The organism is Salicibibacter cibarius, assembly GCF_016495725.1.
Classification (GTDB): Bacteria; Bacillota; Bacilli; order Bacillales; family Marinococcaceae; genus Salicibibacter; species Salicibibacter cibarius.
This window is the reverse complement of sequence record NZ_CP054705.1, coordinates 1295752-1310310: the sequence shown is the minus strand read 5'-3', so window position 1 is coordinate 1310310 and position 14559 is coordinate 1295752. Positions and strand designations below refer to the sequence as shown.

The window sequence follows — 14559 nt, the reverse complement described above, 5'->3', positions numbered from 1 at the left end:
TAGACATCCTTTCAAAGGCCAACTCTGGAAAATAATACATCAACGTTTTTCAAATGGTGCCGTTCATCGAAACAATCATCAAGGGTTTCTTTATCAAGCACTTTCCTTATATTTTCCTCTTGTTCCACAAGTGTTCGAAACGAAACTTTCGTCTCCCATGCTTCCATCGCTTTCGGCTGCACGAGGTCATAGGCTTCTTCCCTCGTCATGCCGCGATCGATGAGCGCAAGCAAAACTTGTTGCGAATGGACAAGGCCAAAGGTTTTGTTTATATTTTCCTTCATATTCTCAGGGTAGACGGTGAGTTGATCGATGATGGTCGTAAAACGGTTCAGCATATAATTGAGTAAAATCGTGCTGTCAGGGAATATTATCCGTTCGGCAGACGAATGGGAAATATCCCGTTCATGCCAAAGGGGAACATTTTCAAATGCGGTTTGTACATGCCCGCGAATGACGCGGGATAAGCCGGTCATATTTTCCGAACCGACTGGGTTACGTTTGTGAGGCATCGCGGATGACCCCTTTTGCCCCTTGCCGAATGCTTCTTCAACTTCCCGGCTTTCCGTTTTTTGCAAGTTTCGAATCTCAACAGCCATTTTTTCAATCGACGTCGCGATAAGCGCGAGCGTGGAGATGTAGTGGGCGTGGCGGTCGCGTTGCAACGTTTGTGTTGAAATCGGTGCCGGCGCAAGCCCTAGACGCTCGCAAACGGACGCCTCAATTTCAGGGGGGATGTTCGCGAACGTACCGACTGCTCCCGACATTTTCCCGACGCGGACGCCTTCGGCGGCCGCTTCAAAACGTTCGATCTGCCGCTTCACTTCTGCATACCAAAGAGCGAGCTTGACACCGAATGTTGTCGGTTCTGCGTGCACGCCATGGGTTCTGCCCATCATCAATGTATAGCGATGCTCATTTGCCTTGCGAGCCAGAACGTCTTTAAAGCGGTGCAAGTCATTACGAAGGATGTCATTGGCTTGTTTTAACAAGTAAGACTGGGCGGTATCGACAACATCCGTAGACGTTAATCCGTAATGCACCCATTTTCGTTCTTCTCCGAGCGTCTCGGATACGGCACGCGTAAACGCGACGACATCATGGCGGGTGGTTGCTTCGATTTCAAGGATGCGTTCAATATCAAACCCTGCATTTTCCCTGATTTTCACAACGTCTTCGTTCGGAATAACCCCTTGTTCCGCCCAAGCTTCACAGGCTGCGATTTCCACATCCAGCCATGCTTGAAATCGGTTTTCTTCCGTCCAAACCTGCCCCATTTCCGGGCGCGTATAACGATCAATCATCGTCGGTCTCCTCTGCTTTTAAGATCGGATTGCCAATTTTTCACTTTCAATCAATGTTTCTTCTCTCGTCTTTCCGGTAATATTCACATGGCCCATTTTCCGGCCCGGGCGAGCTTCTTCTTTCCCATATAGATGAAGAAATGCATTTCGATACGCCGGGATAATTTCTATAGCTTTTTCGACATGTTCACCAAGAACATTGTCCATCACCACCGGCGTAGTTGACTCCGGTTTGATTAGCGGCCACCCGCAGATGGCACGTATATGCAAGTGAAATTGCGACACATTGCAAGCATCAATCGAGTAATGGCCCGAATTATGGGGCCGCGGCGCAAGCTCATTGACGTATAGGCTTCCATCTTCGAGATAAAACATTTCCATTGCCAGCGTTCCTACGAGAGCTATATTTTCCGCGAATGTTTCAGCCATTCCCCGTGCGGATTGTTCGGCTTTTTCACCCACTTGGGCAGGGACAACCGTTCGCTTTAAAATATTGTCTTCGTGGTCGTTTTCGGCCACCGGAAACGTAACAATCTCACCCGCTTTTGTTCTCGTCACGATGACGGAGATTTCTTTGGCAAAAGCCACCCATTGCTCCAACACAAGATCCCCTGTATCTTTTAATTGCCGAAAAGCGGCGGAAACTTCGTCTTTATCTTTGATCACCACTTGCCCTTTGCCATCATAGCCACCACGGCACGTTTTAAGCACCGAAGGGGTTCCCAGCTTTTCAATGCCTTGCCTTAAATCTTCCTCTGATGTGACTTCCGCATAAGGGGCGACGTTAAGGCCTGCCGAGGTGAGCGCTTCTTTTTCACGCAGACGGTGTTGGCATATGCGCAAGAGATCGACCCCTTGCGGCAACTTTTGTTCTTCCGATAAAATGGCGGCCGTCGTCGCATCGACATTTTCGAATTCAAAGGTAACGACATCGCTGATCGCTGCCAGCTTTCGGATGGCTGTGGCATCATCATAAGGGGCGACGATCTCTTCATCCGCTACTTGCGCGGTCGGAGAATCCGGCTCCGGTTCAAGAACGGCGATGCGATACCCCATCGCCTTTGCTTCCAGCGCCATCATCCGCCCGAGCTGGCCGCCGCCGAGGATGCCAATCGTTTTCCCGGGCGTAATCATGACTCTTCTCCTCCCCCTTGCGCCAATACCTCATTCGCTTTGTTATCCCTGCGCACTTGTAATTTTTGTGCCAAAGCTTGATCAAACGCCGATAGTTGTTGTACGGCAAGCAGTCCTGCATTTTCCGCTCCGGCTTCCCCGATCGCGACGGTGGCCACCGGCACGCCTTTCGGCATCTGAACGATCGAAAGCAGCGAATCCCAACCACTCAACGCTTTCGATTGGATCGGCACGCCGATCACCGGAAGGGTCGTCTTCGCCGCAACCATCCCCGGAAGATGAGCAGCGCCGCCGGCTCCCGCGATAATCACTTTCAATCCACGCTCGCGTGCTTCTTCCGCATATGCAAACATCGTATCAGGCGTACGATGTGCCGATACAATTCTTTTTTCAAAAGGGACTTCAAATTCTTCTAAAATCCGGCAAGCATGGGCCATCGTCGCTTCATCAGACGTGCTGCCCATAATAACGCCAACCTCAACAGCCATCATTCAACCTCCGCTTTCAATAAAAATTACCCACTGTCCAGGAGGAAGCCTGAAGTCACAGTGGGCTAATTCTGCGCACATCTAAAGCTCCCTCATAGACCAGCCGTTTACGGCGACCAAGTAGAAACGTTCGAGCCATATTCTCGAATTTATATGAGGATTTGATTTGTCAGTTGTTCATCTCTTTTTTTATCGTAGTATCTATAAATAAAAATGTCAATGTAAAAGTCGAATGTTCGCAAGATATATGCATGTAATCGTTCGGGAATTGCTCATTATTCAGTGACAATAACCTACATGTCTTCATAATCGCCACCCCTGGCCGATATAAATAATGATGACGGAAAATGGAGGACCAAAATACAGGTGAATGTTCACACCAAAGACGGAAAAGAAACGTATGTAGGCAAAGTATCCCCCGTTACATATATTGAGGTTTCTAAAAATGCCGATTATTGGTTATTTTATTTGAGAAAGGAATACGTTCATACTAAAAGAGAAGTGGATAAACTTACAATTATAGGAAGCGATGCTATACAAGCATTAATTTCTTACGAGTATCGCGAAAATTTTCTTCTTATTCATTATTTAGAGTCATCCCCTTTTAATATTGGCGACCAATCGGAATTAATGATAACACCATCTATATTGTCGACAATATGCATGAAAAGCTTTCATCAAGGTTTTGATGGATTTGTTGCCATTCACATTAAACACGTTAATACCCTTATTCGTCACTACCGTCGTTTTGGCGCAAAAATGATCTCTAAGAACAGGATTTATTTTGATGACGTTGCTTCCAACAAATTAATTGATGTATACTTAAGGAAAGGAGAGCGTTAAAATGACTTCATATAAAAGCGAGCGATGTCATGAATCGAATATGACCGTCGGCGAACTTGCAAACATTATTGACCGTAAACATCAAGGCGTCTACGCTGAATCTCAGGATACAGAAACAGAGCGACAGGAAACTGATCGATTGATGAACGAGATTATCCAAAAGCAAAAAAATTCCTATTCTACTCGCTAAATTTTATGACTTACAAGTCTACGCTAAATACGTGGGCTTTTTTATTTTGATAGGATTGAGCGGGCAACCCAAGAATACTCCGGTTATAATACTAATGAATAGAGGCGTTTAACTATGATTACTTTACAAGTGTTTCAACAATCTCACATGCACAAACTAATCGAATGGATCGATTCGCCCGAATTTCTCTTGCAATGGGGTGGTCCTATCTTCACTTATCCTTTGAATGAAAAACAACTCGAACGTTATATGGAAGAGCCTGACCGCTACATTTATAGCGTCGCGGAACAAGAAACGGGAGAAGTGATCGGGCATATTTCATTGGGAAGAATCGACAGAGCAAACCGTTCGGCAAGGGTCGGCAAAGTGCTTGTCGGTGAACCGAGTGCCAGAGGCAAAGGAATTGGAGAGCGCATGATGCGCGATATCCTCGCGATTGCGTTTGATGATATGAAACTTCATAGAGTCAGCCTCGGTGTCTTTTCTTTTAATGAACCAGCGATTGCCTGCTATGAGAAAGTGGGTTTTAAAAGGGATGGTTTGCTCAGAGACCTACGGAAGATGGGCGACGACTATTGGAGTCTGTGGGAAATGAGCATGTTGGAAGACGAATGGGGAGAGAATCGTTTTTCTGAACTATGATTCCCTTGAGTTTTGGCAGATGTAATCCTCGAGCATTTATCCGGTTCGATGTCGTTTTCCGACCCCTTTGACATTTAACATGGCTTGTTACGTTACAGGCAACCGTGCGCACATTTTCGCAATGTGGCATCGGAGAAAACGACATATGGGGAACTTGGTCGTCATCCGCGAGCCTTTCTAATATAATTGGACTACGCTTGGTAGTTAGATCTCGCTTAGCGAGAATTAAAAAGGGTATCCCATCCAGACTTTTTAAAACCCGAACAGAGGAGAATAACCGGCTCAAGGGTCGCTAATCGTTCGATTAGAACCCGAACAGAGGGGGAAATCTAAGTCAGGGGGTATCTAACCGCACCTTTAGCGACCGAACAAAGACAAAAAACTGATCCAAGGGTATCTAATCCCAGTGCGATGACCAAAAAAAGCTAGACTAACGCCCTAACTTGTCAAATAACAGAGTTTGCAATATGACATTACTACAATAAAAACAAAACAGTTGGTCATTGAAAGGGTTACCGGGATCGTCCATGTAAACTTGATTCATCAATTGTATCATAGAACAGAACTTTACCAATTTATTTTTACAGAGAATCATTTTATGTGCTTTTAACTGTAGTAATTATGGTGACACGATTGATCACTTGACCCCAAAATCAAAAGGTGAATTGACGATACCAAAAAAACTACGTTACCAGAAGAAAAATACCTGACTTTAGAGGATTATTTGCGTCAATGTCAATAAGCACAAGCGTAAGTTCGTTATTTATACCCCCAAATGTTTCGTGCAATTATACAATGTACAATCCCAGTTGTTTTCCAACTTTCTAAGATTGGTTACCGATGTGTTTTCGAGACGTGTGAATGGAAGTTTTTCCGGTAACAACCGCCGGATGGTGTGGCTGATTAGTCCGCCGTGGCTGACGATCAATACCCGCTTATTCTCGTTTGCGGCCACAGTCTCCTCCAAAAATTCATAGCCTCGCCGCGACAACTCTTCCGCCGTTTCGATTCCTAAGTCTAACTGCCGCCAATGTTCTCCCCATTTTTGTACCCTTTCTTCTTCAGTGGTGCCTTCAATCTCTCCGCAATTCATTTCCCGTATTCGCGTGTCATTCGCAACCGGCAGTTTTAATTTAGCGGCGATGATTTCCGCCGTTTCCTTGGCTCGAGACAAATCACTGGCAACGATCATATCCCATTTTTCTTCCAATGCTAGCCTATTGGCGACCGCGGCGGCTTGTTCTTTTCCCGTCATATTAAGAGGAATATCCGTAATTCCCTGTGCTCTTCCGTTCTCGTTCCAATCGGTTATCCCGTGCCTAATGAGTCCAAGTGTCGTCAAATGAAGTCAACTCCCTTTGCAATACTTTCCATACATTATGCAAGAAGTCCGGCGCATTTTCCAGTCATCGAACTTTCTCCCATTGCACATGATAAGGACTGCTCAAAAAAAGTGAGCAGCCTTAATCCATTTATTCTTCATCGATGTCTAAAGTCACTGACTCCTCATAGCGTTCGTTCTCTTCATCGCGCCAATGAATGATAACTTCATAACTTGGTCGTTCAGATAGGTCGCGGATGGTTGCTGAAGTGTCTTCTTCAGAATTTGGACGAATCCTAAACCCTTCATACTCGACCTGTAAGCGCTCGATGTCATCGTCACCAATGTATGTGACGGTCAATCTACGCTCTTCTTCTTCGCCTACATCTTCAATCTCCACCTGCCAATCTTCTGTGCTCTCTTCTTTGTAAAACGTTTCCTCTGACTCAGCTTCTTGCGCACACCCTGCTATCAACAGTGTTAATATCGGCAACCAACCCATCTTCTTCACTCATTTTCCCTCCGCTTATCTGTTGTCGAAAAAATCTATCAGAAGTTCATTTACCGTTTCCGGTTGATCCAGTTGTAGCCAGTGACTGGCATTCTCTACTTTTTCATAACGCCAAGGTCCCGTCACGTATTCAGCGGAACGTTTCATTTGTTCCTCGGTTACAAAAGCATCCTCATCGCTCCAAATGCCCAGTGTCGGCACCTTGACATCAGGTGCTTTCAAAGGCAACGATGGCAAGGTTTCCGGGGCCATGTTTGCCCGGTACCAATTTATTCCGGCTGTTAAAGCCCCGGGTCGTGATAACGCTTTGATCTGCTTAATTGTCTCTTCGTGATGGCGTGTCCATTGTTTATATAAAGCCCAATCATTTTTCTTTAACATTTTTTCTGCTACGTCCTCAAACTGAAATAAAAAAATATACCATGATTTCTCCAGTTGATTGATCGAAAACTCAGTGAATTTTGTCGGATGGCCAACGGATAATGCAGCTAAACGTTCAACCCTTTTTGGGTACATACCGGCGAGCATCCACCCGACGATCGCTCCCCAGTCATGGGCCGCTATATGGGTTTGTTTCACATCTAATTCATCAAGGATGGCTAACACGTCATTGACCAAAGCGGGCATGAGATAAGCGCTTTTTCCCACCGGTTTATCAGATTCACCAAACCCGCGTTGATCCGGCGCGATCACCCTGTAGCCCGCTTCAGCCAACGCCGGGATTTGACGACGCCATAAGTACCAGGAGTCCGGAAAGCCATGCAGCAATAGAACGGCCGGACCTTCTCCCTGTTCAACAACATGAATATGTGTGCCATTAACTTCAAGGGTTCTTTCCTTAACATTCAAGTTGATGTTCATCACCTCCGAAAGTGTTTAATGTCAGTATCATAACACGATAAGTGCATTTTGCGGCACTTATTTTAAAAAATTTTGACATAACACCCACGACCGCATCAAAGTGATGCGGCGTTCTTTAGTTTCAGGCACCCGCGCTTTTACTTATGTTTTCAGCTGAGCTCTGAATATACTTGCCAAATCATCCTTGTTTACTAACAAATCCGCCAACGTGTACGCATCGAGTACTTGTAAGAAAGCATCGTTCGCTTTGTGTAACACGCTTTTAAGACGGCAAACCGGGCTGATGGCACAAAGTTGATTTTCATTAAAGCAATCCACCAATGCCATGTCTTCAAATTCTCTTACCAATGTCCCAACATTGATGTTTTCGGGATTCGTTCCGAGCTGAATCCCCCCATTACGCCCTCGAATGGTTTCAATGTATTTTTTCCTCCCCAATTCATGGACAATTTTTTGCAAATGATTGCTTGAAAGTTGGTAAACAGAGGCAATTTCTTTAATGGACGTACGTCCACCCTCGGGAAGGCTTCCCACGTAAATCAGTACGCGCAATGAATAATCAGTATAGGATGTGAGCTGCATCCCGATCCCCCTCTCTTTAGAATGTGAACATTTATTTAAAGATGTATTTAAAATATTGCTTTAAGAGATATTTTACATTACGATAAAGATGTATTTCAAATACTACTTAAAAATGGGAGTGCTTTTTTATGACCACCACAATGCTTTCCTCAAAACATGTAACCGAAATTAAAGCAAGTGCCCCCGTCCTGGCTGAAAAAGGCGAAGCCATCACAACACGATTTTACGAGCAAATGTTTGAAGCCCATCCTGAACTATTGAACATTTTCAACCATCGCAACCAAAAGCAAGGAACTCAACCGAGAGCGCTTATGCAAACGCTTTACGCTGCAGCCGTTAACATTGAAAACCTTGAAGCGTTACTCCCAACGGTTCAAAAAATTGCACATAAACACGTCGCTTTGCAAATCGTGCCGGAACAGTACCCAATTGTTGGTCACTATCTAATCAAAGCTATGAAAGAAGAGCTCGGGGACGCAGCGAGTGATGAATTGCTGGAAGCTTGGGGTCAAGCCTATGAAATTGTGGCAGACATTTTCATTGAAGCAGAAAAAAAGTTATACCAGGAAACAAAAAATCAACGCGGCGGTTGGAATGGTTTTCGTCCTTTCGTAGTCGACGCCATAACCAAAGAAAGTGACGGGATCACTTCTTTTTATTTCAAACCCGAGGATGGCAACGCATTGCCGACTTTTTCACCCGGCCAGTACATTACGCTACGTGTGTTATTGCCTGATGATCCGTACACCCATTTACGCCATTATAGCTTATCCGATGCCCCGGGCAAAGATCATTTCCGCATTTCCGTGAAACGGGAGACAGCACCAGGCTATCCTGACGGAGCGATTTCCAATTTTCTTCACGATCACCTAGACGTTGGGGACCAAATCCCTATCAGTGCCCCTGCCGGTGTATTCACTGTCGATACAAATGCCGATCATCCCCTCGTCCTCCTTGGCGCCGGCGTTGGGCAAACACCACTGATTAGCATGGCAAAAGGGGCACTTGATGCAAATCCGGATCGAAAAATTGATTTTGTTTATACCGCCAAAAATGAAGACAATCACGCGTTACTTAAAGAAATGAACGTCCTCAATGACCAATACGATAATTTCCAAGCCCATGTGCGCTATACAGATACAGACGACCACATTAACCGGGAACTGCTACAAGCAGTGACCAAGAACGATGCAGCGGAATTCTTTTTGTGCGGACCCGGCTCGTTTACAGCAGACATGAAAGAAATACTCGAGAATGACCTCAACATCAGCGAGAGTAATATTCAAAGGGAAATGTTCAAGCCGTTTGTTTAACGAAAATACTTGAGCCGGATAATATACTGCCTATGCCAAAATAGGCAGTATCATTTATCATTCTAGAAAAATAGCAAAGCCCCGATTCACCATAATCGAGGCTTCGTTCACATTACCCTTCCATATCCCGACGGCGATATCCGATAAATCCGGCAGTCATCAAAATAACCGCGACAATAGCCAGAATACTTACCGGCGCCCATTCCATGTCGTCCACCGGAAGCTCGGGGATATACCCATAAGGGGACAATTGCCCAACCCAGTCCGGCAAATCGAATAATTCACCGAAATAAAGAACAATAAAAGAGTACAGAACATAAAGCCAAATGATACTGCTCAGCTTTGGAAGCACGCCTATGAAGAAAGCAGCAAGACCGATGATCACGAGCACAGCCGGATAATAAACCAATGTTGCGCCATAGATCGTGCCAAAATCAAGGCCTTCTTCCATAACGACATCGCCCGCTGCCCAAAGACCTATAGCCGTTAGAGAGAGCATGACAAACCCATTCACGATCGCGATAATCAGATAACTACCCATTAGCTTTGTGCGCGAGACAGCCCTTCCAAGCAAATGTTCAACACGGTTCTTTTTCTCTTCGCCGTACAGTTTCAACATGGCCATGACCGGTGGCACGGTGGCGAGTAAAGCCATAACAACCATTAACGTCGGAATAAACTGCTCTGTCAGCGTATATCCTTCCCCGGCCACAAGCATTTGTTCCATCATTTCATTGCCTTCAAAAAAAGCTTCCAAGTCCCCTAACACGGACCCATAAGCAACACCCATTACAAATAAGCCAACTGCCCACGCAATCATGCCGGTACGCTGCAGTTTGACAGCAAGCCCCAACGGACTTTGCAAAAAGGCTGAAGCATTTTTCTTCCCCGGTCTTGCCGAAAAAAAGCCCGCTTCCAAATCACGAATGGCGTTTAAATAATTGGCCAGCATACCCAAAACGATCGCCACACCAAGCATCAAGGCAAGCGGCTCCCATTGGTTGTTCGCATACACCTCGGTCCGAGTCACCCAATTTAAAGGCGAGAACCATGATAACGTTTCATTGCCGACATCACCCACCGCGCGAACAAGGTAAGCAACGAGCAATACGGCAATAGAAACACCAATCGTCCCGCGTGAACTCTCAGAAAGTTGGGCGAAAAGAGCCGTCACACCTGCGAAGAAAATACCGGTAACCCCTAAAGTAGTGCCATACAGTAAAGATCCTTCGAGTCCCATGTTTTCAATCCCTAAGGCATATAAACCAAAACCCGTGATGAGGGCTAAAATAACGTATGTGGCACACAGAGCCAGTAACGTCGCGTTTAAGTTGGATAAACGTCCGACCGGGAGAGAGCGAATCATTTCAAGCCGCCCCTCTTCTTCATCCGCACGCGTATGGCGAGTCACAAGCAATATGCTCATCAGCCCGACGACCACGGCTGTTAATAGCAACATTTGATGAGCGGTCATCACGCCGATCGTATAATTATCTAAATCCGCCGGTCCTACCATAGCGGTCATCGCGGGATTAGCCATTGTTTCAGCCATCCCATCTCTCTCTTCCTGGGAAGGATACAAATCAGTAAAAGCTACCGGCACGATCAAGGTGAAGAAAGTAATCCCGATTAACCACAACGGCATACGGAGGCGATCCCGCCTCAACATAAATCTAAAAAGGGAAGCGGTATTTTTAAAAACCATCAGGATGCACCTCCCACCTCGGGTGAATCTGTTTGTTCGTAATGGCGCATAAATAAATCTTCCAACGTTGGCGGAGAACTTTCCAACTTCACGATTCCAAATTGACTGACATGCTTGATAACATTATCCAACGCTTCGGCATCAACCTGAAAGGTGACGGCTTGATCTTTTTCTTCTATGGCGTGAACACCTTTTAATTCATTCAAATCGGTCATCGGTTGTTTCGTTTCCACAAGCATATGGACACGTGTCAAATGCCGTAATTCACCTAACGTACCCGATTCAATCATTTTTCCTTGCCGAATAATCCCGACACGGTCACATAACTTTTCCACTTCCGATAAGATATGGCTGGAAAGCAATACGCTTTTTCCTTCGTTTTTCTTCTCGATCACATATTCCTGAAAAACTTGCTCCATGAGCGGATCCAATCCGGAAGTCGGCTCATCCAAAATATAAAGATCGGCATCGGAGGCAAAAGCAGCCACTAACGCGACTTTTTGACGATTCCCCTTGGAATACGTCCGGCATTTTTTAGTGGGATCGAGGTTGAATTTTTCGATCAATTCTTCCCGTTTGTTTTTATTGTTACTTCCTCGCAGTTTTACGAAAAGATCAATCACCTCACCGCCCGTCAAGTTCGGCCAAAGGTTCACATCGCCCGGCACATATGCGAGATGCTTGTGAATCTCCACCGCATCCGACCACGCGTCTTGCCCAAAGATCGTCGCACTTCCCTGTGTTGCTTTTAAAATACCGAGAAGCACGCGAATCGTCGTTGATTTCCCGGCTCCGTTCGGCCCGATAAAGCCATAGATTTCACCTTCGTTTACTTCAATATTAACGCCGTCTAAGGCGGTAAATTTTCCGAATCGTTTCGTTAAGTTATTCACGGTGAGCACACTCATGTCTACCCCTCCTTGTAAAAAGTCGTCTTTAATACGTCCAGGTATTCATAAAATTCGTCCCAGTACGGTTGTAAATCGATGTGTGCAATCGTCTCGCCTTGGAATTGTCGCATCAACTCATTCTGATACCCCTCGATTGCCCATCGTATCAGCTGGAACGCTTTGTCCACATCGACGTCGTGACGCAACAAGTTTTGATCCACATTTTTATAGATCAGAGCGTATCCGGTTTTTTGAAGATCAGCCAAACGAGTGTCTAATTCCTCCGGTAACAAGACCTCATCACTTAGATATACCATCGCGATAAAATTAGAGACATTCGGATGTTGAGCGATATATTTCCATTTAACTTGCGCGATTTGTTTCATCCTTTCGATAAAATCCACTTCATTCGTATCGATCAAACTTAGATATTCATCGTGCATAACAGTTATGGCATAATCGACAAGATATTCATAAAGATCTTTTTTATTGTTGAAATAATGAAAGAGCATTCCCTTCCCAATCCCGGCGTCTTTTATGATTTTGTTCGTAGAAGCTTGCTCATATCCCTTCTCGGCGAATTCTTTCATAGCCGCGTTCAATATCCGTTTTTGTTTCGTTTCATCGATATTTTTAAATGCTTGATTCATATGCATTCACCCCTTTTAGACCATGTTGGTCGATTTCAAGTTAACACAATCGACCAATACGGTCAATACATAAGAAAAAAAGAACTCGCCATCGCTGGCAAGCCCCTTCAAAAGACAATCGTTTTATTTTCATGGACAATGATTCTGTCATCAATATGCCATTTGACCGCGCGGACAAGGACGCTTCTTTCGATAATTTTGCCATTCTTTTTCAAATCTTCCACTTGGTCGCGATGGTTCACCCGTTTAACGTCTTGCTCGATAATCGGCCCTTCATCCAAATCATTAGTGACATAGTGGGAGGTGGCGCCGATGATTTTCACTCCGCGGTCGAATGCGCGATCATACGGTTTTGCACCTACGAATGCCGGCAAAAAAGAGTGATGGATATTGATGATTTTTTCAGCGTAAGCTTCGACAAATCCCGATGTCAAAATTTGCATATAACGCGCGAGAATGATGACATCAATATCATGTTCTTCCAACAGCTTGAGTTGCTGTTGTTCAGCCTCTTGTCGGTTATTTTTGTTTGCCGGAACATGGACGAAAGGGATACCAAACGATTCCACAAAATCTTTTGCATCCGGATGATTGCTAATGACAAGAGGAATGTCAGCCATAAGGTCCCCGCTTTCCCATTCCAAAAGAAGTTCGCGCAGGCAATGGAGTTCCTTTGACACGAAAATGGCTGCCCGTTTTAATTCTTGAACAAAGAATAACTTCCAATCCATGGAAAATTTTCGCGCAATGGTATCGAACTCTTCCCGCATTACGTTTTTTTTCGATTCAAGATCCGGGCATTCGAATTCAATCCGAATGAAAAAAACGCCCCCTTCAGGATTTGTCGAATACTGGCTGGATTCGATTATATTCGCTTCATGATGAGATAAAAATTGGGAAATAGCGGCAACAATACCCGGTTGATCAGGGCATGTAATGAGCAGCCGACCACGATTCTTATTGTCCTGTTGAAAAGTCTGACGATGATTTTTCATTGATCGATGGCAACTCCTTGGTATGTAGTTTTTGGTATATACTCCCTATTGGTTATTATAACATGCGTATATCGTTCCTACGAAGCTAGCAATGCTGTAATCCATTGAAAAAGAAGGTTTGCCCCCTCTATTGGGACAAACCTGTTTATCACTACATACGGCTCTTTATCTCACTCAATTCTTCATCATTAAGGCCAGTCACTTTCATAATGGATTCGATCGGAATCCCTTCTTTTAACATCGCCACCGCTATTTCTTTCGTTCTTTCCCTTTGACCTTCTGCTATTCCTTCCCTTCTTCCCAGCTCTTTTCCTTCCTGCCTCAATTCATCAAGCAACGGTTTGAGCGTCGGGGGATCAGGGTGCTTTGTTTTATCCATATCGTTCGCCTCCTTTCCGATCATTGGTTTCACTTCTTCTTGTAGCTTCTTTGACATGTCTTCAGGTATTTGCAATACATAGTCGATAAAATATAACAATGAGTGAACGTATTCACGTGCGTTTTTCTCCGGGTCTTGGAGCAACAATTCGAACAATCGGCGTTTGAATTGGTATCGCTTGTCAGCATCGTTTCTACTTTTTTGCATGTATATACCAGCTAAAACCACATAGGCAAATGGATTGTCTGACTGCAATAATTTTTCCTCATCCTGATCAAGGAATTTATAAGCATTATATGCATAGGTTAGATGCGTTCCGTGAAATTGGTATTCATAAGCCGTCGGTTTGAATGTGTAAGTGGGGTCAGCAAGAAGAGCGATTGCGTATATATTTTTATTGTATTTATCAAATATGCGGTAGAAATACTGAAACATGCGTTTGGAAAAATCATTGTCCTCGTCCGCTTGAACTTCAACGTGGACGAGCACCCATTGTTCTTTGCTGCTTTTCAACGGGACTTTCATCAATTTATCCGTATATTTCGTGCCTTTCTTCCACTTCGGGAAAATGCGGTGTAGCTCCTGTTCCAACGAGTCGGGGGTTTTGCTCCAATCCATCTCTTCATAAAGATCGGGTGCAAAAAATAACATGAATGGCTCAAACAGATCAGTAATTATCTTTTTCCGTTATCCAAATACTGAACCGGTTTTTCCTGAATAAGCATCAACGTTTCGGTTATCATTATTTTAT

At 44.7% G+C, this 14559-nt stretch carries 16 protein-coding genes and 1 riboswitch; of the genes, 4 read left to right on the top strand and 12 right to left on the bottom strand.

The window, feature by feature from the left end; all coding sequences use genetic code 11:
- Nucleotides 1–11: 11 nt before the first annotated feature.
- Genes purB through purE form a run of 3 tightly spaced genes read right to left on the bottom strand, consistent with a single transcriptional unit; the run spans nt 12 to nt 2926 of the window.
- On the bottom strand, nt 12–1304 hold the full coding sequence (gene purB / locus HUG15_RS06930) for an adenylosuccinate lyase (RefSeq protein WP_200127998.1): 1293 nt from the start codon (nt 1302–1304) through the stop codon (nt 12–14).
- An 18-nt stretch (nt 1305–1322) separates the two neighbouring features.
- Nucleotides 1323–2438 (bottom strand): 5-(carboxyamino)imidazole ribonucleotide synthase, encoded by a 1116-nt coding sequence (purK, locus tag HUG15_RS06925; RefSeq protein WP_200127997.1) that lies wholly within the window; start codon nt 2436–2438, stop codon nt 1323–1325.
- The gene (gene purE / locus HUG15_RS06920; RefSeq protein WP_200127996.1) at nt 2435–2926 is read right to left on the bottom strand and encodes a 5-(carboxyamino)imidazole ribonucleotide mutase; all 492 of its coding nucleotides are present in this window, start codon (nt 2924–2926) and stop codon (nt 2435–2437) included. Before purE ends, purK begins: the two co-directional genes overlap by 4 nt.
- 75 nt (nt 2927–3001) lie before the next feature.
- Nucleotides 3002–3103: riboswitch (purine riboswitch) on the bottom strand.
- Between the two features lie 189 nt (nt 3104–3292).
- On the opposite strand from purE, the gene HUG15_RS06915 reads away from it, so the two are divergent.
- From HUG15_RS06915 to HUG15_RS06905, 3 genes are all read left to right on the top strand, one after another.
- The gene (locus tag HUG15_RS06915; protein WP_200127995.1) at nt 3293–3769 is read left to right on the top strand and encodes a hypothetical protein; all 477 of its coding nucleotides are present in this window, start codon (nt 3293–3295) and stop codon (nt 3767–3769) included.
- 1 nt (nt 3770) lies between these two features.
- Nucleotides 3771–3959 carry a hypothetical protein gene (locus HUG15_RS06910; protein WP_200127994.1) on the top strand — a complete coding sequence of 63 codons (189 nt, stop codon included), beginning with the start codon at nt 3771–3773 and terminating at the stop codon, nt 3957–3959.
- 114 nt (nt 3960–4073) lie between these two features.
- A complete protein-coding gene (locus HUG15_RS06905; protein WP_200127993.1) occupies nt 4074–4601 on the top strand; it encodes a GNAT family N-acetyltransferase in 528 nt (175 codons plus the stop codon).
- A 763-nt stretch (nt 4602–5364) separates the two neighbouring features.
- On the opposite strand, the gene HUG15_RS06900 is transcribed toward HUG15_RS06905, so the two are convergent.
- The 4 genes from HUG15_RS06900 to HUG15_RS06885 all read right to left on the bottom strand — a co-directional run bounded on the left by HUG15_RS06900 (nt 5365) and on the right by HUG15_RS06885 (nt 7876).
- Nucleotides 5365–5943, bottom strand: a complete 579-nt coding sequence (locus tag HUG15_RS06900) for a histidine phosphatase family protein (protein WP_200127992.1) — start codon at nt 5941–5943, stop codon at nt 5365–5367.
- A 130-nt stretch (nt 5944–6073) separates the two neighbouring features.
- Entirely contained in the window at nt 6074–6433 is a 360-nt protein-coding gene (locus HUG15_RS06895) for a hypothetical protein (RefSeq protein WP_200127991.1), read from the bottom strand.
- Nucleotides 6434–6448: 15 nt separating this feature from the next.
- A complete protein-coding gene (locus tag HUG15_RS06890; protein ID WP_200127990.1) occupies nt 6449–7294 on the bottom strand; it encodes an alpha/beta fold hydrolase in 846 nt (281 codons plus the stop codon).
- Nucleotides 7295–7435: 141 nt separating this feature from the next.
- Nucleotides 7436–7876, bottom strand: coding sequence for an Rrf2 family transcriptional regulator (locus HUG15_RS06885; RefSeq protein WP_200127989.1), 441 nt, complete (start codon nt 7874–7876; stop codon nt 7436–7438).
- A gap of 128 nt (nt 7877–8004) precedes the next feature.
- On the opposite strand from HUG15_RS06885, the gene hmpA reads away from it, so the two are divergent.
- Nucleotides 8005–9189 (top strand): NO-inducible flavohemoprotein, encoded by a 1185-nt coding sequence (gene hmpA, locus HUG15_RS06880; RefSeq protein ID WP_200127988.1) that lies wholly within the window; start codon nt 8005–8007, stop codon nt 9187–9189.
- 112 nt (nt 9190–9301) lie between these two features.
- On the opposite strand, the gene HUG15_RS06875 is transcribed toward hmpA, so the two are convergent.
- The 5 genes from HUG15_RS06875 to HUG15_RS06855 form a co-directional block, all read right to left on the bottom strand.
- Nucleotides 9302–10894 (bottom strand): ABC transporter permease, encoded by a 1593-nt coding sequence (locus tag HUG15_RS06875; RefSeq protein WP_200127987.1) that lies wholly within the window; start codon nt 10892–10894, stop codon nt 9302–9304.
- Nucleotides 10894–11802 (bottom strand): ABC transporter ATP-binding protein, encoded by a 909-nt coding sequence (locus HUG15_RS06870; RefSeq protein WP_200127986.1) that lies wholly within the window; start codon nt 11800–11802, stop codon nt 10894–10896. Before HUG15_RS06870 ends, HUG15_RS06875 begins: the two co-directional genes overlap by 1 nt.
- Before the next feature lie 2 nt (nt 11803–11804).
- On the bottom strand, nt 11805–12434 hold the full coding sequence (locus HUG15_RS06865; protein ID WP_200127985.1) for a TetR/AcrR family transcriptional regulator: 630 nt from the start codon (nt 12432–12434) through the stop codon (nt 11805–11807).
- A gap of 107 nt (nt 12435–12541) precedes the next feature.
- Nucleotides 12542–13429, bottom strand: coding sequence for a formyltetrahydrofolate deformylase (purU, locus tag HUG15_RS06860; protein WP_200127984.1), 888 nt, complete (start codon nt 13427–13429; stop codon nt 12542–12544).
- 151 nt (nt 13430–13580) lie between these two features.
- A complete protein-coding gene (locus HUG15_RS06855) occupies nt 13581–14459 on the bottom strand; it encodes an Rpn family recombination-promoting nuclease/putative transposase (RefSeq protein ID WP_200127983.1) in 879 nt (292 codons plus the stop codon).
- Between the last annotated feature and the right edge of the window lie 100 nt (nt 14460–14559).

Bases quoted from the DNA above. Each gene is read 5' to 3' on its own strand.
- purB (WP_200127998.1), bottom strand. From the start codon at position 1,304: ATGATTGATCGTTATACGCGCCCGGAAATGGGGCAGGTTTGGACGGAA.
- purK (WP_200127997.1), bottom strand. From the start codon at position 2,438: ATGATTACGCCCGGGAAAACGATTGGCATCCTCGGCGGCGGCCAGCTC.
- purE (WP_200127996.1), bottom strand. From the start codon at position 2,926: ATGGCTGTTGAGGTTGGCGTTATTATGGGCAGCACGTCTGATGAAGCG.
- HUG15_RS06910 (WP_200127994.1), top strand. From the start codon at position 3,771: ATGACTTCATATAAAAGCGAGCGATGTCATGAATCGAATATGACCGTC.
- HUG15_RS06905 (WP_200127993.1), top strand. From the start codon at position 4,074: ATGATTACTTTACAAGTGTTTCAACAATCTCACATGCACAAACTAATC.
- HUG15_RS06890 (WP_200127990.1), bottom strand. From the start codon at position 7,294: ATGAACATCAACTTGAATGTTAAGGAAAGAACCCTTGAAGTTAATGGC.
- HUG15_RS06885 (WP_200127989.1), bottom strand. From the start codon at position 7,876: ATGCAGCTCACATCCTATACTGATTATTCATTGCGCGTACTGATTTAC.
- hmpA (WP_200127988.1), top strand. From the start codon at position 8,005: ATGACCACCACAATGCTTTCCTCAAAACATGTAACCGAAATTAAAGCA.
- HUG15_RS06875 (WP_200127987.1), bottom strand. From the start codon at position 10,894: ATGGTTTTTAAAAATACCGCTTCCCTTTTTAGATTTATGTTGAGGCGG.
- HUG15_RS06870 (WP_200127986.1), bottom strand. From the start codon at position 11,802: ATGAGTGTGCTCACCGTGAATAACTTAACGAAACGATTCGGAAAATTT.
- HUG15_RS06865 (WP_200127985.1), bottom strand. From the start codon at position 12,434: ATGAATCAAGCATTTAAAAATATCGATGAAACGAAACAAAAACGGATA.
- purU (WP_200127984.1), bottom strand. From the start codon at position 13,429: ATGAAAAATCATCGTCAGACTTTTCAACAGGACAATAAGAATCGTGGT.
- HUG15_RS06855 (WP_200127983.1), bottom strand. From the start codon at position 14,459: ATGTTATTTTTTGCACCCGATCTTTATGAAGAGATGGATTGGAGCAAA.